Source organism: Paenirhizobium naphthalenivorans, assembly GCF_007992095.1.
GTDB lineage: Bacteria > Pseudomonadota > Alphaproteobacteria > Rhizobiales > Rhizobiaceae > Allorhizobium > Allorhizobium naphthalenivorans.
Genome location: NZ_BJZP01000004.1, coordinates 224,912 through 242,446, shown reverse-complemented (window position 1 = coordinate 242,446; position 17,535 = coordinate 224,912). Strand labels below are relative to the sequence as shown.

Sequence of the window (17,535 nt, the reverse complement as noted above, 5' to 3'; positions counted from 1 at the left end):
GGTGAAGAGACCGAGGCGTACGGTCCTCGCCAAGCCCTGCGGGCCGAACGAAGGCGACATCTTCACGGCATGAGTTTTGAACGCGGCGCCGGCCGCTGAGCGGTCTCCCCCCTCACGGGTGAGTTGGCAGGCAGGCCGGAGGGTGTTCAGATCAGGCACAGGCATTCTCATGCAATCAATATCCCATCGGCGGCAGCGGCTCGCCCTTCGGCTCAGCCACGCGCATCTCGTCGGTATCGTCGGTTCCAAGGTCCTGGTAGGCCCGATAGGTCAGCACCAGAAGGAAGCAGAAGAAGGAGAAGGAAATGACGATCGCCGTCAGGATCAGCGCCTGCGGCAGTGGATTGGCGGCACCGGCGCTCAGCGTATCCGCACCGGCGGCGATGATCGGCGGAACCTCACGGGTCAGCCGGCCGGTGGTGAACAGAAGCAGGTTGACCGCATTGCCGAGAATGACGACGCCAAGCAGCACACGAACGATATGCTTCGACATCATCAGGTAAAGGGCGCCGGCGAAGAAAATGCCGACCAGACCCGACAGCAGCGTTTCCATCAGTCGCTCTCCCTTTCCTCAAGCGCCAGCGCGATCGCGGTGATGGCACCAACGACGACAAGATAGACGCCGACGTCAAACGACATGACGGTGGCGAGCGGCACCTCGACGCCGAACAGTCGCGGATAGATCCACAGGCCCGTCATGAAGGGCACGCCGAAGACGGCCGAGATCAGGCCCGAGACGGTCGACAACAGCAGGCCCGCACCGGCGATAGACAAGGGTCGGAACCACAGTGCGCGGCGCACGGCCGACACGCCGAAGGCGATACCGTACATGGCGAAGGCCGAAGCGGCGATCAGCCCGCCGATGAAGCCGCCGCCCGGCTCATTGTGGCCTCGCAGCAGGACGAAGATCGAAAATAGCAGCATCAGCGCGGTCAGGAAGGGGGCGACGGTGCGGAAAATCAGCGTGTTCACTTGCGCGACTCCTTCTCGGCGTTCTTGCGCCTGATGCCGGCGACGCTCGCCTGGGCGGCGGCGATCGGCACGACGCGAATCCGGATCAGCGCCAGGATGGCAAGACCGGTAATCATCACCACCGAGATCTCGCCCAGCGTGTCGGTGCCACGGAAGTCGACGATGATGACGTTCACGACATTGGCGCCGTGGGCGACGACCTTGGAATAGGCGTTGAAGAAATCGGTGAGCGTCGTGTCGAATGGCGCCTGCGTCGATTTCAACAGCATCAGGGCAAAGCCCAGCCCCCCGGCGATGGCGATCGCGCCGTCAGCCAGAACCTGGCCCCAGGTGCGGTGGTCGGAGGGCGAAAGGCGCAGCCGCGTCATGACCAGCGCGAGGATGACGACCGACAGCGTCTCGACCATGAACTGGGTGAACGACAGGTCCGGCGCGCCGAACAGCAGGAAGATCACCGCCACGGCGAAGCCCTGGATGCCGAGCGAGACGATCGCCGTGAGGCGGTCCTTGGCGACCAGAACGGCCAGCAGGCCTACGACGGCGATGATGAAGAAGGCGAGTTCGTGGAAACGGATGCCGGACGGCCAGGACGGCATGACCGGCAGTTCACCGCCGACCAGGGGCGGAACAAGCAGGACGACGGCCAGCAGCAGGAAGGTCGCGGTGATGTAGACCTCGAGCCGTCCGTTCTGCACCAACTGCGTCACCCGCCAGGAGAGTCGAACAAGACCGGCGATGAAATGGTCGAAGCCGCGATCAGGTCCGGGGCCGAGGGCATCGAGCAGGCGGGCGACAATGGCACGGGCGCGGGCGAGACCGAGGAAAACAAGAATGCCAAGCACCACCGTCAGCACCGACAGCGCGAGCGGCACGCCAATATGGGGCACGAGGCCGACGGTCACGGTCTCGGCTTCACCGGCGACCGCGCTGGCCATCGGCGAGGTGACAAAGGCATGGGCCAGCGGCGAGAACACGGCGGCGGCAAGACCGATGAGCGACAGGGTCAGCGGTCCCAACCACAGAAGCACCGGCCCCTCGTGGGCATGTTTCGGCGTTTCGACCTTGGCGCCGAGGAAAGGCTTCAGCGCCACGGCAAAGGCGATGACGAACATCAGCGCGTTGCCGACAATGGCGACCGCGGTGAAGAGAACGGAACGCGGATCACCACCGGCCAGCGCCGCATAGATCTCCTCCTTGGCGAGGAAGCCGAAGAAGGGCGGCAGGCCGGCCATGGATATGGCGGCGAAAAGGGCGGCGACGAAAGTGATCGGCATGGTGGAGCGCAGGCCGGAGAGCCTGGTCACGTCGCGCGTGCCGGTCTCGTGATCGATGATGCCGGCGACCATGAAGAGCGCGCCCTTGAACAGGGAATGGGCGACCAGATAGAGCACCGCCGCCTCGATCGCATAAGGTGAGCCGAAGCCGGTCAGCATGACCAGAAGGCCGAGCGAGGCGACCGTCGTATAGGCGAGCATCAACTTCAGATCGGTCTGGCGGATGGCGAGAACGGCACCGACCAGAAGCGTGACGCCGCCAAAGAGCGGAAGCAGGATTTCCCAGGCGGGTGTTCCACCCATCACCGGATTGAGCCGCATCAGCAGATAGACGCCGGCCTTCACCATGGTCGCGGAATGGAGATAGGCCGAAACCGGAGTCGGCGCCTCCATGGCGTTGGGCAGCCAGAAGTGGAAGGGGAACTGCGCCGACTTGGTGAAGGCGCCGCCGAGCACCAGAATGAGTGCCGCAGCGTAGAACGGGCTCTCGCGCAGGAGGTCACCGGAGTGCACCAGCAGCGACATCTGCGTCAGGCCGGTGACGTTCCAGATGAAGATCAGGCCGGCCAGCAGGGCGAGGCCACCGCCGCCGGTGACGACCAGAGCCTGCAAGGCGGCGCGGCGCGAGGCCGCACGCTCATGGTCGAAGCCGATCAGCAGGAAGGAGGTGATCGAGGTCAGCTCCCAGAAGACGAAGAGCATCAGGAAGCTGTCGGACACCACGACGCCGAGCATGGAGCCCATGAACATCAGCATGAAGGAGAAGAAACGACCCAGTTGCGGATGACCCTTCATGTAACCGCCGGTATAGAGCATGATCAGCGTGCCGATACCGGTGACCAGCAGCGCGAAGGTGAGCGACAGGCCGTCGAGGAACCAGGAGAAGGACAGGTTGAGGCTCGGCACCCAGGCATAGCCGCCGGTTACCACCTCCCCGGCCGCGATCGCCGGCAGGAAACCGGCGAAATGGGCGAAGGAGGCAAGCGGCGCGAGCGCCAGAACCCAGGCGGCATTGGCGCCGAGCCTGGCTGTCAGGAAGGGAGCGAGCAGCGCGCCGGCAAAGGGCAGAAACAGGGCCATCAATGTCACAGCGGCGACGTTCTCAAACATTCCGTATCCTTGTGAGCGCAGTTCGGCATGAGCGCGGTCTGGCGCCGCCCCCGAGAGGACGGCACAAATTGCGCATGGTGTTAGGACAAACCGTGTCGCGCCTCAAGGGAAAACGGGAAGAGCCGTGTTCACATCGGCGTTTGTCAACGGATTCCGGCGGCTTCCACTGGCCGAAACGCATCCGTTGCGCCCGCCGCAGGCGGTATATTCATGGCCGTTGTTTTAGCCCGTCGCTCACTCGCCGCGACATTACTTCGCCGTGCGAACCGGATGATGTCGGACCGTTCGGCAAAGGCGACCTCTCCGACACGCCGGCGATTGCCGCAGCGCCTTCTCCACCCTATTTAGTCAGCTGAACAACGGAGCGACACCCATGAGCGAGACAGCCAAGCCGACAATCGACAAATCCGATGCCGAATGGCGCGAGCAGCTGACGGCGGAGCAATACCGCATCCTGCGCGAACACGGAACGGAACGGCCGTTTACCGGCCCGTATTGGGACAATTTTGAAAAGGGCCTCTATCGCTGCGCCGCCTGCGATACGCCGCTGTTTTATTCCGACACGAAATTCGACGCCGGCTGCGGCTGGCCGAGCTATTTCGAACCCGCCTCCCCCGGCGCCGTGACCGAGCATCGCGACGCCTCGCTGGGTATGGTCCGGACGGAAATCCGCTGCGCCAACTGCGGCGGCCATCTCGGTCACGTCTTCCCCGACGGCCCGAAGCCGACCGGCCTGCGCTACTGCATCAACGGCCATTCGATGGTGTTCGAGAGGGTGGAGTGAGGGTTTTACGCCCTCGAGCCGGCGCCGAGATCGCCTCTGCGCACTGGCCCTCGTTGCAGGAGAGGCAGAGGAAGACACCACGAAGCGAACTTCGACGCTCGCCAAGCCCGACGCCTTCTCGCGGCGGCCGAAGGCGACATGCCGTTGGCGAAAGCCGACGTATCAGGACTTTCTCAATCTCCTCAGGCGTAAGGTCGCTGCAACAGATCAGGAGAATGCCCGTGTCGAATGTCGTCGAATTCAAGAAGCCGCCGAAACCGAAGGAACCGAAAAAGCCCAATCCTCGGCTGAAGACAGCGCTCATCGCGCTTGGCGTGGTCACCGCTTTCATCATCGCCTGGGCCTATTTCCAGTTTCTCGGCTGAGCGAATCCCCAGCAGGTGCTCGTGCGCTCCCTCACCCGTGGCTGTGACTGTGGCCATGGTGGAGGTCAGGGTAATGCGGGTGCTTGTGGCGCAAGGGCTCGTGGCGATGCGGATGCGAGTGGGGCTCGGTGACCGGGCCGTCATGATCATGCTGATGATGCGCATCATGGACATGGGCATGCTCGTGCTCCATCGCCTCGTGACTGTGCTCATGCTCATGTCGCTCGGTCAGATGCAGCCAGAGCCCGAGCGCCATTAGCGCGCCGGCCAAAACCAGCTGCGGCGTCACCGCCTCGCGGAAGATGATCAGCGCCAGCACGGCACCGATGAAGGGGGCGAGCGAGAAATAGGCGCCCGTGCGCGCCGTGCCGAGATGGCGCAGCCCCAGCATGAACATTACCAGGCTGATGCCGATGCCGAACAGGCCAACGACGGCGCCGGCGGCAACGAGCATGGCGCCCGGCCAGGCGGCACCGAAGGCGAGCGCGAGCGCCAGATTGGTGGCGCCCGCGGCAATTCCTTTGATCATGGCGATCTGTACGGGATCGGCCGAGGAGAGCTTGCGCGTCAAGTTGTTGTCTATGCCCCAGCACAGGCAGGCGGCGGCAACGAAGAGGCCGCCCGCATCAAGGCTCAGGCCCACGCCGTTCCACGACAGCAACACCGCACCGGCAAGGATTGCGGCAGCGCCCAGCAACAGGCGCCGGTCGACATTTTCGCGAAACACCAGCCAGGCGATCGCCATGGTGGCCAGCCCTTCGAGGTTGAGCAGCAGCGAGGCGGATGAGGCCGAGGTGAGCGACAAGCCGAGCATAAGCAAAAGCGGGCCGAGCACGCCGCCAAACAGGATGACGGCGGCAAGCCAAGGCAGATCGGCTCGCTTCAGCGGCGCCTCTTCATTGCCAAGGCCGATGAGCGCCCGCGCGCCGCTCAAGAGACCGAGCCCCGCCCCTGCGCCGAGATAGAGGATGCCAGCCAGCAGCCACGGATCGACCACCCCGATCAGAAGCTTGGAAAGCGGTGCCGAAGCGCCGAACAGCACAGCAGAGCCGAGTGCCAGCGGCACACCGGGCCAAAGGTGGGAATGCGATTTCGCCATGCTGGACTGCCTCCGAACTGCCGCGAGTTTAACAGACCATCCGGAAAAAGCTGGGGGAAATCAGCGGGCCGGCTCCATTTGGTTATAAACCAATAGTGCCGAACCGCCTCTTGTCGCTGCAATCCTGCCGCCTCGAAGGTGCGATGCGCTATGAGAACGATGCGCCGATCCAGTCGAGTTTCGCTTTACTTGTTTTCCCCTCGACGGCCGGGCAAGCTTCGATCACGGCTGTCTTCGGATGCGTCCTCGCCCAGGCCAAGACCTGTTCCTGCAGTCGTTTTGCCGGTTGAACCACCCAAATCAAAGCCGGGTCGATCCACTGCGACGGGTTCAGACTTCTGGCCCGTGGCTTCGCTTGTGGTTTTGTGCTGATCGGGCTCTTTGGGTTGGCCGCTTTTCGGATCTGACTCAGCAGGCTTTTTGTCTACCATAATCTCACTCCTCTTGACGCGCTGGGTTCCGTAATCGGTGGCCTCAGCCCCGTTAAAGACCGCCGGTTCGTATTGTGTCGGCGCCCTTGTGATGGTTGAGCTTTCCAAGCGTATGGTCCAGCGAGCTATGCAACTTATTGATCGCGCCGGAAATCGCGCTCTCAAGCGTGTCAGCCTGATCGGTCACCACTTCTGGCTGGCGGCCCTCCAGGCGCACTTCAATGACGCAACGTTTGTCGACTTCTCCGGATTTGTCGCTGTTGGTATCGCTAAGATGGACCTCAATCCGCGTGATGTGCTGGCTGAAGCGGTCGAGACGGTCGCGAATTTGGGCCGAAATTTTCGCAGAAAAATCTGCCCCACCGTCGATATTTTCGTCAGTATTGATTTGAATTTGCATGTGCCGACCCTTTCTGGCCCAGGACCCACCAGCGCAAAGATACCGTAGGGGTGGCGGTCAATTGAGGTGACTGACTCAAGCGGACTTGAAATCAGAACAGTTCCCTATCGGTGTAACCATAACACAATTCCAACTATGTCGGGTGTGAAATACGTGCCACCCGTCGGTCTTCCTGGGATTCGATGGAGTGGAATGGGAGTGGCCTGCCGCTGTTATCGTCACGTGCTTTTCGAGTCCGGCCGCAAGAAGAGTCCACGCGTTCCGCAACGCGGTCCCTTTGCCTTTTCCGGATGGGCGCCGATCCCACGGTTGTGAAACGCGGGCACGTGCTGGCCGCGCGATCCCAGGGCCGCTTCCCCTGTACAAAGCCGTCCACGCATTGTACTCACTGTTAGCGGAGGCCTGATCGTGGCCTCCCTGCCGTGCCGCCCACAAACAGTCCCTTGGCTCGGATACGCAAATGTACTGGCCATTGCGAATAGCAACGGAGACGAAGTGCATGTCGCTCGGAACAATACTCATCATCATCCTGATCATTGCCCTGCTTGGCGGGTTTAGCGGTCGCTTCGGCGGCTATGGTTATGGCTTTGGCCACGGCGGGGTCAGCGTTCTCGGCGTCGTGCTGATCATTCTTGTCATCCTGGTGCTGACCGGTCGCCTGTAAGGCCATCCTGCCCTTGCGCCCGGGCAACCAGCGACAAAGCGTTGGCTCAGGTCGGGCGCAAGAAAAACGCCCCCGGGCGGGAAGCACTGATGACCATATTCTCGGTACGCCATATCACCGACTATCAGTACAAGCGGCCCGTCAAGCTCGGCGAGCACCGGCTGATGTTTCGACCACGCGACAGCTTCGACCAGACGCTGCTCAGCGTCAGCCTCGTGGTCGAGCCGCCGCAGGATGAAATCCGCTGGATCCACGATCCCTTCGGCAATTGCGTCGCGCTGATCAATTTTTCCGCGAAAACACGCAGCCTTCGGTTCGAGAGCAACATCCGGCTTGACCATACGCCCCATGCGGCGCTCGACTTCCCCATAGAGGCGACCGCGGTCGACTATCCGTTCACCTATGATGCCGAGGAACTGCCTGACCTCAAACCGACCATGGCCCGCCATTTCGCCGATCCGGCCGACCTGGTCGGCACCTTTGCCCGGCAGTTCGTGCACACCGGCCAGCCGACCCGCACCAGCAGCCTGCTGATGAGCCTGTGCTACATGATCCACGACAGTTTCGCCTATGCGCGGCGCTCCGAGCATGGGGTGCAGACGCCGTTGCAGACGCTTGAACTGAGAAGCGGCACCTGCCGGGATTTCGCGCTGCTGATGATGGAGGCGGCTCGGGCGCTCGGCTTGGCGGCCCGCTTCGTCACCGGCTACATCTATGTTCCCTACCGGGACGGTTCGACGACGCTCGGCGGCGGCTCGACCCATGCGTGGTGCCAGATCTATATTCCCGGCGCCGGATGGGTGGAGTTCGACCCGACCAATGGCATTGTCGGCAACCGCGACCTGATCCGGGTCGGGGTGGCGCGCGACCCGCACCAGGCCATTCCTCTGTCCGGCAGCTACGACGGGCGCGCCTCGGATTTCAAGTCACTGACCATTCAGGTCAATGTCACCTCCGATCAAGAGGTGCCAGCACCGCCCTGACCAGCAAGCCCTGGAACACCCAGGAGGCCTCTCGCGTTTAGCAACACACCCGCCGCTCCCGGCGACGCCTCCTCCCCGTCAAAGGATCCGAGAATGAAGATACGTGCCGGCTTCCACATTGCCTATGAATGCGAGCACGATACCGCGATGCTGCTCGTTCTCAATATCCACCCGTCTCGCCGGCCCGATCTGCTGACAAGCCAGGTACTGAGCTTCGACCGCCCGATCGAGGCGCGCGACTATATCGACGGCTTCGGCAATGCCTGTAGCCGGATCACCGCGCCGGCCGGGATCACCACCATTTCCACGCAGTTCGAGATCTATGACAACGGTCAGCCGGACGTGCTGCCCGAAGGTGCCTTCCAGCACGACATCAAGGATCTGCCGAACGACGTGCTCGTCTTCCTGCTCGGCAGCCGCTATTGCGACACCGACCGGATGGCCGATTTCGCCTGGGCGACCTTTTCCGATACCCCGCTCGGCTGGCCACGGGTGCAGGCCATCCTCACCTTCGTCCACAATCACATCAGGTTCGATTACATGAAGGCGGATTCGACGCGTTCGGCCCATGACGGTTTCGTCGCTCGTACCGGCGTGTGCCGAGACTTCGCCCATCTCGCCATCACGCTGTGTCGCTGCATGAACATCCCGGCGCGCTACTGCACCGGCTATCTCGGCGACATCGGCGTGCCGCCCGACGGCAATCCGATGGATTTCAGTGCCTGGATGCAGGTCTATCTCGGCGGCCACTGGCACACGGTCGACGCCCGGCACAACAGACCGCGCATTGGCCGCATCCTGATGGCAACCGGTCGCGACGCCACCGATGTCGCGCTGTCGACCGCTTTCGGGCCGGCGCGACTTGCCCGCTTCGACGTGGTGACGGATGAGATAGCCGATTAGGCCGCGCGGCGGCGGGAGGTCGATGCGGCTCAGCCGCTCGTGGTGCCCGCCGCGCCGGCTGCCGCCTGCGCCTCCCGCCAGGCGGTCGGGCTCAGGCCCGTCACCCGCAGGAACTCGCGGTTGAAATTCGACTTGGTCATGAAGCCGGCCTCGAAGACGACGCGTGTCACCGGCATATCGGTCGCGGACAGAAGCCGGCAGGCCTCGGCCACGCGGAAATTGTTGACGTATTGCGAGACGCTCATGCGGTGCACCCGGTTGACCGCCTGCGAGACCGCACGGGCCGGCAGGCCCATACGCCGCGCCAGCTTGCCGAGATTGAGGCTGGTGTCGGCGTAAAGCCGGCGTTCGTCCATCAACCGGTCGAGGTTCGCCGCCACCACCTCATGCTCGTCGGAGGCGGGTTGCGGCACAGGCGCGGCAACCGGTGGCGCCAAGGTCCGCGCCAGGGCCGTTCCACTCTCCGGTCCCTCCGCCAGGTCCGCCCCTTGCCCCTCTCCCGCCCCCTGGCTCTCCCCTTCGCCATCGCCTTCCTCCGCTCCCGCCACGGCGGCGGCAATGCCGAGCAGGAGCAGGATGACAGTGGTGGCGGCCGAGACCACCAGCGCCGAATGCCGTCCGCCGCCCAGCAGCATGTCGAGGCTGATGCCTACGTCGGTCAGCGCCGAGGCGACGAGCGCCACGCCCGTCAACTGCAAGGAGCGATAGGAGCGCAGCGATCCATCGAGCCGCGATGCGATCAGGCCGTCGGGGCCCAAACGCGCCAGCCACAGCAACCACAGGCCATAGGCGAGAAACTCGCCGATGATCAAAAGGTCGACCGGGTCGCGCCAGACCGAAAGTAGCACCGCCAGCACCACGGTGGGCAGCAGATGCGGCCAGTCGCGCGGCGAGATGCCGCCCCCCTCTTCGCGAACGAGATCGCGAAACGCCAGATAGGAGAGCGGCGGGATCACGCTGGCCAGCAGCGACAACAGCGGAAGAACCGCCGTCACCCCATAACCCCAGCGCAGGCCGACCAGCATGGTCTGCACAGCGTAGACGGCGATCAGCGCCACGAACAGCCGGTTGCGCGACAGGCTTTCGCGCCCCCGCAACAGAAGCCGCACGAGAAAGGTGACGAGGAACAGCGAGACGGCGAAGGACAGCGGAATGAAGATCATGGGCGGGTGGACAAGCAAGGCCTTTCGAGGGAACGGACGCCATCATGACCGCAAGCGCGTTCGAGGTCGACCTGAAACGTGATCAAGGTCGCGCAGCGCCTGCCCGAGGTGCTCGATGGGATCATCAACAGCCCAACAAGGAGCACCTCCCATGAAAAAGCGAACCGTCCTTCTTTCCATCGCCGGCGGCATTCTCGCCATCGCCACGCTCGACGCGGCGGTCAACCTCGTCACCACCCGCGCCAGCATGGCAGGACCGCTCGACCTCAGCCATGTCCAGACAATCCGGGTCGAAGGTGCGGCGAGCGACATTCAAATCACCGCAAGGGCCAACGGACCGCGGGTTGCTGAACTGAAGGGCGAGCGGCGCGGCTGGGGCGCCGTCTGGCATTCCGGATGGTTCTCCGATGCCTGCCCGGTCAACGGCAGCATGCGCATCGAGGGCCAGACACTCACCGTCGATGTCGGCAAGGCGGCCCGCCTCTTCGACTGGTCGGACTGCACCATGGAACTCACCGCCAATCTGGCCCCCGAAGCGGCCGTCATCATCGACCAGAAGGCGGCGCGCACCAGGCTCGACGGCGATTTCTCGATGATCGACGTCCGCAGCGATGCCGGCGACGTCAGCTTCAAGGGACATGCGCGGGCGGTCTCGATCTCCGGCGCGGCCCTTCGCGCCTATCTCGCCTACGAACAGGTGACGCACGACGAGACGATCGCGCTCTCCGGCAAGATGCTGGACGCCACGCTGAAGTTCATCACCCCGACGCCGGTCAGCTATCTGGTCGAGGCGGTCGCCTCCTATATCGACAGCGCGCTGCCCAACACACCCGGCGCCAAGCCGGCGATCACCATTCGCGGCGAGATGGTGCACGCGCGGATCGAATAGGCATCCAGGGCCGCGGCCCGGGCGCACGCCTCGGGCCGCATTCCCTCAGAGCTTCAGCTCCATCATCGCCAGATCGAGCCAGCGGCCGAACTTTGTGCCGACCTCCTGGTGTACGCCGACGAGGCGGAAACCGAGACGTTGGTGAAGCGCGATCGACGGTTTGTTCTCCGCCTCGATCGCGGCGATCATGACGTGCTTGTCGCCCGCCCGCGCCCGCTCGATCAGCGCCTGCATCAGCTGCTTGCCGATACCGCCGCCCCGGCAGTCCTTGTCGACATAGACCGAATGCTCGACGGTGTGGCGATAGCCGTCGAAGGCGCGCCAGTCGCCATAGGAGGCGTAGCCGGCGACCTTGCTCTCGCGGATCGCCACCAGAACCGGAAAGCCCTTGGCCCGGCGCTGTTCCATCCAGGCACGGCGGTTGTCGAGATCGACCAGAACCTCGTTCCAGATCGCCGTCGTGTGCTCGACCGCGTGGTTGTAGATGTCGCGGATGGCGGCAAGATCAGCCTCGGCGGCATCGCGGATAAGAACGGATTGATTCATGGCGATTTGTCCAATATATTAAATTCATGTCCAACTTATCAGACAATCTCGATCGCTGTCTAGGGGAGAGAATTCGCCTCGAACGGCTGGCGCACGGATGGTCGCTCAGCGATCTGGCGACCCGCGCCGATGTCTCACGGGCAATGATCCACAAGGTCGAGCGCGGGGAAAGCAGCCCGACGGCGGCCCTTCTCGGCAAGCTCGCCGGGGCGCTGTCGCTGAGCGTTTCGACGCTGATCGCGCGCGCCGAGGCGAGCGGGAGCCGGCTGATGCGGGCAAACGACCAGCAGGTCTGGGTCGATCCCGAGACGGGATACCGGCGCAGGCTCGTCTCGCCGGTCGTCGACATGCCGCTCGAGATCGTCTCGGTCGACCTGCCGCCGGGCGGGGCGGTTCCCTATGGCGCGGCGGCCTTCACCTTCCTGCGGCAAATGATCTGGGTGCTGGAAGGCTCCCTCACCTTCATCGAAGGCGAGACCGTGCACCGTCTTTCCACGGGCGATTGCCTGGCGCTCGGGCCACCTTGCGACTGCTGTTTCAGCAATGAGACCGGCCGGCCCTGCCGCTATGCCGTCGTGCTGTTGAAATCGGACTGACGCTCACAGGCCAAGGGCCGTCAGCACCGCCGAATAATGCACGGCCGCCGCGGTCACCACGAAGCCGTGCCAGATGGCGTTCTGGAAGCGCAGGCGCTCCCACACATGGAAGATCACGCCGGCCGAGTAGATGCAGCCGCCGATGATGATCAGAAGCATGGTGATCGAGGGCAGGTTTTGCGAGATCGGCCCGAGCGCCAGGGCGCCGCTCCAGCCCATGCCGAGATAGAGCAGGATGGCGAGCTTGTCGTAGCGGCCGGGATAACGGCATTTGAGCGTGATGCCGATGGCGGCCGTCAGCCAGATGCCGACAAGCAGCGCGAGGATGACCCAGTCATCGGCGCCCTTGACCAGGAAGGGCGTGTAGGTCGCGGCGATCAGCACGAAGATCGCCGAATGGTCGAAGCGGCGCAGGATCCACTTGGTGCGCGAATGCGGCCACATATTGTAGGTGAACGAGACGGCAAGGGCGATGACGAGGCCGAGACCATAGATCCAGGCGGCGGCCATTTCCGCATAGCTCGACCAGACCGTGGCGTAGAAGATCAGCGCCGTCGCGCCGATCAGCGCGAAGACCACGCCCACGCCATGAACGATGCCGTCGGCAACCAGCTCATGGAAATCATAAGGCCGCCCGAAGCGGAACTGGTCGGTCATATCGATCAAAGTCCTCAAGCTCGAATTTGCCTGCGCGATCACACGCCATCATGGGCAGATTTCGCGCCATCTTCAAGGATGGCCATGGCGATTGTGAGGCGAGGCCGCGCGCAAACCGTCGTCTTGCGCGACCTTTTCCCTTCGCCTAGCATCCGATCCTTGCCTCTCCCCCGACAGCCCGAGGAATTTTCCGATGCGCTTTACCGTTCTCGCCACCTTCGCTGCCCTCATCGCCTATGTCTGGTTCCTGCTCAAGGTCGCGCGGGCGCGTCGGCAATTCGGCGTCGAGGCGCCCAGGACGACCGGAAACGTCAATTTCGAGCGCATCTTCCGGGTGCAGCAGAACACCGTCGAACAGCTCGTGCTGTTCCTGCCCTCGCTCTGGCTGTTCGGATTTTATGTCTCGGACGCGCTCGCCGGCCTTCTGGGCCTCGGCTGGACGGCATCACGCGTACTTTATGCCACGGAATATTACGCCGACGCCAAAAAACGAGGCCCGGGCGCCGCGCTGACCTTTTTGATCGGCATCGCGCTGCTCGTCGGCGGGACGATCGGAGCCTTGGTGAAGATGGGGTGAGTGGGGAGGCGGGAACGTGGCGTTCTTACCCTTGTAGTAGGGAGGAGACGCGATGAGAGGCTGTCTTTGGGCGGTGGATGGACCTTTCATGCGCCACAAAACCAAGAGCTGTTAAACGACACGAACTAGCCTTCGGCCGCATATCGATGTTCTGGGTCCGAGCTATCGACTGAACATAACATTTTAGCAAATAATTCCGACACTTGAAACAGGGGCTGATTGCGAATGACTTCCCAAACCGCGGAATTCGGCTACTGGCCAGATAATATCAGCATCCGGAATGCAGAGGTTACTATCGAGCCTCTGCCCGGCCTTAGAAAGGTCGTCGCCAGCGTAAATGACGATGAAGGTGTTGAAAATGATTGGCTCTACGCGCCGCCGCAGCAGGTCGTCGGCTTAGGAACTGGCGTGCGCACTCTACCGTATCCCGCGCGCGTCTTCGGCTTACCAAAAACGCACCGCATCACACTTGCAAACTCTGACGACCCGGAACATATCGCATTTCATCTCTGGGCACTGTCGTTCTTCGTTGGACTTAGACTAACAGCAACCGAGGCCGGCTTCCTAGATGCCACCCCAATCAGGTCTGGCAAACTTGTCGACTTCGTGCTGTTGAGAACCGGTTTGGAGACAGCTGTCGATCTTGCTGAACAATTCTGGATTACGAATAGAGCCAAGGCCCAATGTGCGAGACTCTTCGGCGGGAGTGTCCACGCTCTATTTTTGGCGCAAAACCCTCGTCACTTACAGTTTGAAAAGTTCATTTTGCTTTACACCGCGTTTGATGCCTGCTTTGCGCTCGCGAAATTACTTCATCCGCAGCGGCCGCGACCCAGTTGTCACGCAGAACGAGTCCAATGGATGTGTGAACTCCTCGGTATATCTACGCCCGCGTGGGCAGATCCAAGTACACCCGCAGGACCCGAAGTGGCGACGTTGCGGAATGCGACGCTTCATGAAGCCTTGTTCATGGGGCAGCCTTTGGGCTTTGCCGTTCACGGTGTCGGTACGAACCAGAACTTGACTCTTGAAATGCAAGCTCTCACCTGTCGGTTGCTTGTCGCCCTGATCGGCGGTGCGGCGTCGACCTACGTTCGCACGCCGACGAACACGCGTCAGCGCCACGCGATGGAGCTACCATGAGAGGGTAGAGGTACTGCTTTCGTCCAGGGATAAACACTGGTCATTTGCGGTATTGAATCAAGAAATACGCCAAGCGACCGCGCGCCTCATCCACCGCCCTGCCCGGCCCCTCGCCTTCGCTCTGGGCGTTCGTCATTGGAAACGATCGTCGGATCGTTTCGTCGGCTTCGCCAGCCGTCCCTCACCCCGCCTTGCGATAGCGTCTCGCCTGATAGACCACGCCGCCGCCCGACAGGCCCTTGTAGAGCATGGAGCCCTTGGAGCCGGAGAATTCGCTCATGAAGCGGCGCAGCAGGGGGATCTTGCCGATGCGCGCCTGCTTGCGGGCTTCGGCGGCATTGAGGGCGGCGACGACGTTTTGCGAGATATTGCGCTTGTCGACCAGTTCGAGGCCGGGCGCGCCGAGCTGCTGGTCGAGGGCGGCGAGCTGGTTCTTCGGCCGCATGTCGGCGAAGGTAAACCAGCCGCCGGGCTTCAGCACGCGGGCGACCTCGCGGGCGAAGGCCGGCACGTCGCCGTAGCAATGCGAGGATTCGATGTTGACGACAATGTCGAAGGCGGCGTCGGCAAACGGCAGGTTCTCGGCATCGCCCTGCGTGAAGGTCAGCGCCGCCGTATCGGCATTGAGTTTTTGCGCGCGGCGCACGGTTTCGGGGGAATAGTCGAGGCCGGTGACGGCGCTAGGCGCATAGTAGCGGGCGATGTAGCGCGAGCCGCCGCCGCGGCCCGAGCCGATCTCCAGCACGCGCGCGCCTTCGACCTGCAGGCCGTCGAGCGCCTGATGGTAAAGGCCGATGAAGGCGCGTTCGGCCTCATCCTCGGGCTTCAGCGGAAACGGCGCACCCGTGGGCACAAAGCCGTAGTTCATGAAGCGCCAGTCACTGTCGCCCCAGAAGCGCGACAGCATGTTGTAGATGCGGCGCCAGACCCATTTCTGCGTGCGCGGAAACTTGCCGAGGGCGGCGACGTCGAGGACGCGGGAAAACAGACGGCTGCTCATCGGCGCTCTTTCACTCGGCGGCGGCGGGGGCGGACGCGGCATCGAGCGCGGTGAATTCCTTATAGAGCCAGTCGCGGCCCTTGAGGACCAGCGCGTGGTCGTCCTTGTTCACCGGGCTGAAGCCCGGCAGGTAGTATTTGAAGAAGAGCGGCGCGCAGCGGCCCCAGAAGCCGGGGGAGATCGTCACGGTATAGAGGAAGCGCAGCCAGAAGCGCGGGCCCGTCTTGATGCCGTCGACACGGGTGAATTCCTTCACATTGCGCAGGAAGATGAAGAGGAAGGGGATGATGGTGGCGTTCATCGCCATGACCCGCAGCAGATAGCGCTCGACGCGGCTCATCTTCGGTGTCGCCGCCTTCAGGACGTCAAGCGCCACCGCCTTGTGCTCCAGTTCCTCCAGCGCATGCCACATCCACAGGCGCCGATAGGCGGGCTCGGCACCGTCGAACAGCTCCGGATAGCGCAGCGTGACGGTCGAAAGCGTCGCCGTCAGGTGCTCGATGGCGCAGGTGACCGCCAGGCGATGCAGCGGATTCTTGCCCACCGCCAGCGCATCGGCCACGCGCTTTTCCATCATCGGAATATCATAGCCAAGCTTGACCATGGCCTTGTTGTAATCTTCGTGCTCGCGGGTGTGAAAGGCCTCCTGCACCGAATAGCCGGTGATCTCGGCGGCCAGATGCTTGTCCTTGAGCTTCGGCGCATAGTGCTTCAGCGAGCGGATGAAATAGCGCTCGCCTTCCGGCAGGAAGACCGACAGACCGTCGGCCAGCAGCGTCTTGATCGGGTCGCCGCCATACCAGTGGCGCTTGGGATTGGAGACGATGCCAAAGCGTATGTCGCGAGGAATGATCTCCTCGTCGTCATTGCCCGGTGAGGCTCCAGCCCATTTCGCCGTCTGGCCGGCCGTCTCCGAAATCGCCATAACTCGCACTCCGCCTTGTCTCGCACGCCCGTCCGACCGCAGCGCAGCCGCGGCGCCGTTCGCTGTTGCAATCTTTAACGACTTCGCCGGACAGGGGCAACACGCGTGCACAAGTCTCGCCCGCGGCGGCAAGGAACCGAAGACCTCGAATCAAAAAAGGGGGCGCCCGGCGCCCCCTCCCCGCATTCTCATGCGCGCAGGTTCACTCGCCCGCCGCGCATTCCTGGCACAGCGCCGCGGAGGGCACGGCATCAAGGCGCGCCTCGGCGATCGGCTGGCCGCATTTGGCGCAAATGCCGAAGGTACCCATGGAGATGCGCTCCAGGGCCGCGTCGATCGCCTTCAGCTCCTTCTCGCCGACCTGGCCGAATTCCTCCAGCACTTCGTCGTTTTCCGCTTCGGTCGCCTGTTCCTCGCTGTCCTTGTCGCGCGGATTGCCGAGGTCGGTGTCGATCTTGTGCAGCCGGGCGAAAATCTCGCGCTGGCGGTCCTTCAGGATCTGCTCGTATTTTTCCGTGTTCATCCGGGTGTTTCCTCGTTCTTGTTGTTCAGATTGCGTACCGTCTCCGGCACCGCTTCAGCGGTCGACCAGGACCGAGCACTTGGCATGGCGCACGACACGGTCGGCGGTGGCGCCGATCAGGTAATTGCCGAGATCCGGGATATGCGAGGCGACCAGGATGAGGTCGGCGCCGTGCTCATTGGCGGCGGCCAGGATCTCGCGGGCCGGTGCGCCGGTGCGCAACTCGACGCGGGCGGCGATGCCGGTCTTTTCCTTCAGCTCGACGAGCTTGGCCTTGCCGTCCTTGATCGCGCCCTCGACGGCATCGACCGGCAGTTCGATGGTGATATAGCCCGGCATATCCTCGATCACGGTCATCAGGATAATCTCGCCGCCGGCGTCGAGCAGGCTGGCCGCCTTGCGCAGGATCTTCTCACCCTTTTCGAGCGCGCCGCAATCAACCGGAACCACGATTTTCTTGTACATTGTCATCTCCTTGTGGCGACCCGTCCCGGCTCGCCTCCCTCTTTATGCACCCACAATCAATCGTCG

The 17,535-nt window shown here is 63.1% G+C and carries 22 protein-coding genes; 9 read left to right on the top strand and 13 right to left on the bottom strand.

What is annotated here, in order from left to right:
• Positions 1-175 precede the first annotated feature (175 nt).
• From RNA01_RS06280 to RNA01_RS06270, 3 genes are read right to left on the bottom strand one after another with little or no spacing between them, the layout of a single operon-like run.
• Positions 176-553, bottom strand: a complete 378-nt coding sequence (locus tag RNA01_RS06280) for a Na+/H+ antiporter subunit C (RefSeq protein ID WP_147179099.1) — start codon at positions 551-553, stop codon at positions 176-178.
• A complete protein-coding gene (locus tag RNA01_RS06275; RefSeq protein ID WP_147179098.1) occupies positions 553-972 on the bottom strand; it encodes a Na+/H+ antiporter subunit B in 420 nt (139 codons plus the stop codon). Before RNA01_RS06275 ends, RNA01_RS06280 begins: the two co-directional genes overlap by 1 nt.
• Positions 969-3,356, bottom strand: a complete 2,388-nt coding sequence (locus RNA01_RS06270; RefSeq protein ID WP_147179097.1) for a putative monovalent cation/H+ antiporter subunit A — start codon at positions 3,354-3,356, stop codon at positions 969-971. The genes RNA01_RS06275 and RNA01_RS06270 overlap by 4 nt, the downstream gene beginning before the upstream one ends.
• Before the next feature lie 373 nt (positions 3,357-3,729).
• On the opposite strand from RNA01_RS06270, the gene msrB reads away from it, so the two are divergent.
• Positions 3,730-4,140, top strand: coding sequence for a peptide-methionine (R)-S-oxide reductase MsrB (gene msrB, locus RNA01_RS06265; protein WP_147179096.1), 411 nt, complete (start codon positions 3,730-3,732; stop codon positions 4,138-4,140).
• Positions 4,141-4,361: 221 nt separating this feature from the next.
• Positions 4,362-4,505, top strand: a complete 144-nt coding sequence (locus tag RNA01_RS23640) for a hypothetical protein (RefSeq protein WP_170253361.1) — start codon at positions 4,362-4,364, stop codon at positions 4,503-4,505.
• 31 nt (positions 4,506-4,536) lie between these two features.
• On the opposite strand, the gene RNA01_RS06260 is transcribed toward RNA01_RS23640, so the two are convergent.
• The 3 genes from RNA01_RS06260 to RNA01_RS06250 form a co-directional block, all read right to left on the bottom strand.
• Positions 4,537-5,604 (bottom strand): DMT family transporter, encoded by a 1,068-nt coding sequence (locus tag RNA01_RS06260; RefSeq protein WP_147179095.1) that lies wholly within the window; start codon positions 5,602-5,604, stop codon positions 4,537-4,539.
• Positions 5,605-5,789: 185 nt separating this feature from the next.
• Entirely contained in the window at positions 5,790-6,035 is a 246-nt protein-coding gene (locus tag RNA01_RS06255) for a hypothetical protein (RefSeq protein ID WP_147179094.1), read from the bottom strand.
• Between the two features lie 52 nt (positions 6,036-6,087).
• Entirely contained in the window at positions 6,088-6,435 is a 348-nt protein-coding gene (locus tag RNA01_RS06250; RefSeq protein WP_147179093.1) for an HPF/RaiA family ribosome-associated protein, read from the bottom strand.
• Positions 6,436-6,934: 499 nt separating this feature from the next.
• On the opposite strand from RNA01_RS06250, the gene RNA01_RS06245 reads away from it, so the two are divergent.
• From RNA01_RS06245 to RNA01_RS06235, 3 genes are all read left to right on the top strand, one after another.
• Complete coding sequence (locus RNA01_RS06245) at positions 6,935-7,099, top strand: DUF3309 family protein (RefSeq protein WP_147179092.1); 165 nt, start codon at positions 6,935-6,937, stop codon at positions 7,097-7,099.
• A gap of 89 nt (positions 7,100-7,188) precedes the next feature.
• Positions 7,189-8,082 carry a transglutaminase family protein gene (locus RNA01_RS06240; protein WP_147179091.1) on the top strand — a complete coding sequence of 298 codons (894 nt, stop codon included), beginning with the start codon at positions 7,189-7,191 and terminating at the stop codon, positions 8,080-8,082.
• A 93-nt stretch (positions 8,083-8,175) separates the two neighbouring features.
• Entirely contained in the window at positions 8,176-8,985 is an 810-nt protein-coding gene (locus tag RNA01_RS06235; protein ID WP_147179090.1) for a transglutaminase-like domain-containing protein, read from the top strand.
• A 29-nt stretch (positions 8,986-9,014) separates the two neighbouring features.
• Here the strand turns inward: RNA01_RS06235 and RNA01_RS06230 are convergent, their stop codons facing one another.
• Positions 9,015-10,166, bottom strand: a complete 1,152-nt coding sequence (locus tag RNA01_RS06230; protein WP_235916450.1) for an AraC family transcriptional regulator — start codon at positions 10,164-10,166, stop codon at positions 9,015-9,017.
• A 133-nt stretch (positions 10,167-10,299) separates the two neighbouring features.
• Between RNA01_RS06230 and RNA01_RS06225 the strand changes: the two genes are divergently transcribed.
• Complete coding sequence (locus RNA01_RS06225; protein ID WP_147179089.1) at positions 10,300-11,037, top strand: hypothetical protein; 738 nt, start codon at positions 10,300-10,302, stop codon at positions 11,035-11,037.
• Between the two features lie 45 nt (positions 11,038-11,082).
• Here the strand turns inward: RNA01_RS06225 and RNA01_RS06220 are convergent, their stop codons facing one another.
• Positions 11,083-11,583: a GNAT family N-acetyltransferase gene (locus RNA01_RS06220; protein ID WP_147179088.1), complete on the bottom strand. Its 501-nt coding sequence runs from the start codon at positions 11,581-11,583 to the stop codon at positions 11,083-11,085.
• Positions 11,584-11,609: 26 nt separating this feature from the next.
• On the opposite strand from RNA01_RS06220, the gene RNA01_RS06215 reads away from it, so the two are divergent.
• Positions 11,610-12,179 carry a helix-turn-helix domain-containing protein gene (locus RNA01_RS06215; protein ID WP_147179087.1) on the top strand — a complete coding sequence of 190 codons (570 nt, stop codon included), beginning with the start codon at positions 11,610-11,612 and terminating at the stop codon, positions 12,177-12,179.
• A gap of 3 nt (positions 12,180-12,182) precedes the next feature.
• Here RNA01_RS06215 and trhA read toward each other — a convergent pair whose 3' ends face one another.
• Positions 12,183-12,836: a PAQR family membrane homeostasis protein TrhA gene (gene trhA / locus RNA01_RS06210; RefSeq protein WP_147179086.1), complete on the bottom strand. Its 654-nt coding sequence runs from the start codon at positions 12,834-12,836 to the stop codon at positions 12,183-12,185.
• Between the two features lie 193 nt (positions 12,837-13,029).
• On the opposite strand from trhA, the gene RNA01_RS06205 reads away from it, so the two are divergent.
• Both RNA01_RS06205 and RNA01_RS06200 read left to right on the top strand, forming a co-directional pair.
• On the top strand, positions 13,030-13,413 hold the full coding sequence (locus RNA01_RS06205) for an MAPEG family protein (protein ID WP_147179085.1): 384 nt from the start codon (positions 13,030-13,032) through the stop codon (positions 13,411-13,413).
• A gap of 225 nt (positions 13,414-13,638) precedes the next feature.
• Positions 13,639-14,556: a hypothetical protein gene (locus RNA01_RS06200; protein WP_147179084.1), complete on the top strand. Its 918-nt coding sequence runs from the start codon at positions 13,639-13,641 to the stop codon at positions 14,554-14,556.
• 181 nt (positions 14,557-14,737) lie between these two features.
• Here the strand turns inward: RNA01_RS06200 and RNA01_RS06195 are convergent, their stop codons facing one another.
• The 4 genes from RNA01_RS06195 to RNA01_RS06180 all read right to left on the bottom strand — a co-directional run bounded on the left by RNA01_RS06195 (position 14,738) and on the right by RNA01_RS06180 (position 17,469).
• Positions 14,738-15,556: a class I SAM-dependent methyltransferase gene (locus RNA01_RS06195; RefSeq protein ID WP_170253377.1), complete on the bottom strand. Its 819-nt coding sequence runs from the start codon at positions 15,554-15,556 to the stop codon at positions 14,738-14,740.
• Positions 15,557-15,566: 10 nt separating this feature from the next.
• On the bottom strand, positions 15,567-16,481 hold the full coding sequence (locus RNA01_RS06190; protein WP_147179082.1) for a metal-dependent hydrolase: 915 nt from the start codon (positions 16,479-16,481) through the stop codon (positions 15,567-15,569).
• 202 nt (positions 16,482-16,683) lie between these two features.
• On the bottom strand, positions 16,684-17,004 hold the full coding sequence (locus RNA01_RS06185; RefSeq protein WP_147179081.1) for a TraR/DksA family transcriptional regulator: 321 nt from the start codon (positions 17,002-17,004) through the stop codon (positions 16,684-16,686).
• A gap of 54 nt (positions 17,005-17,058) precedes the next feature.
• Positions 17,059-17,469, bottom strand: a complete 411-nt coding sequence (locus tag RNA01_RS06180; RefSeq protein WP_147179080.1) for a universal stress protein — start codon at positions 17,467-17,469, stop codon at positions 17,059-17,061.
• Between the last annotated feature and the right edge of the window lie 66 nt (positions 17,470-17,535).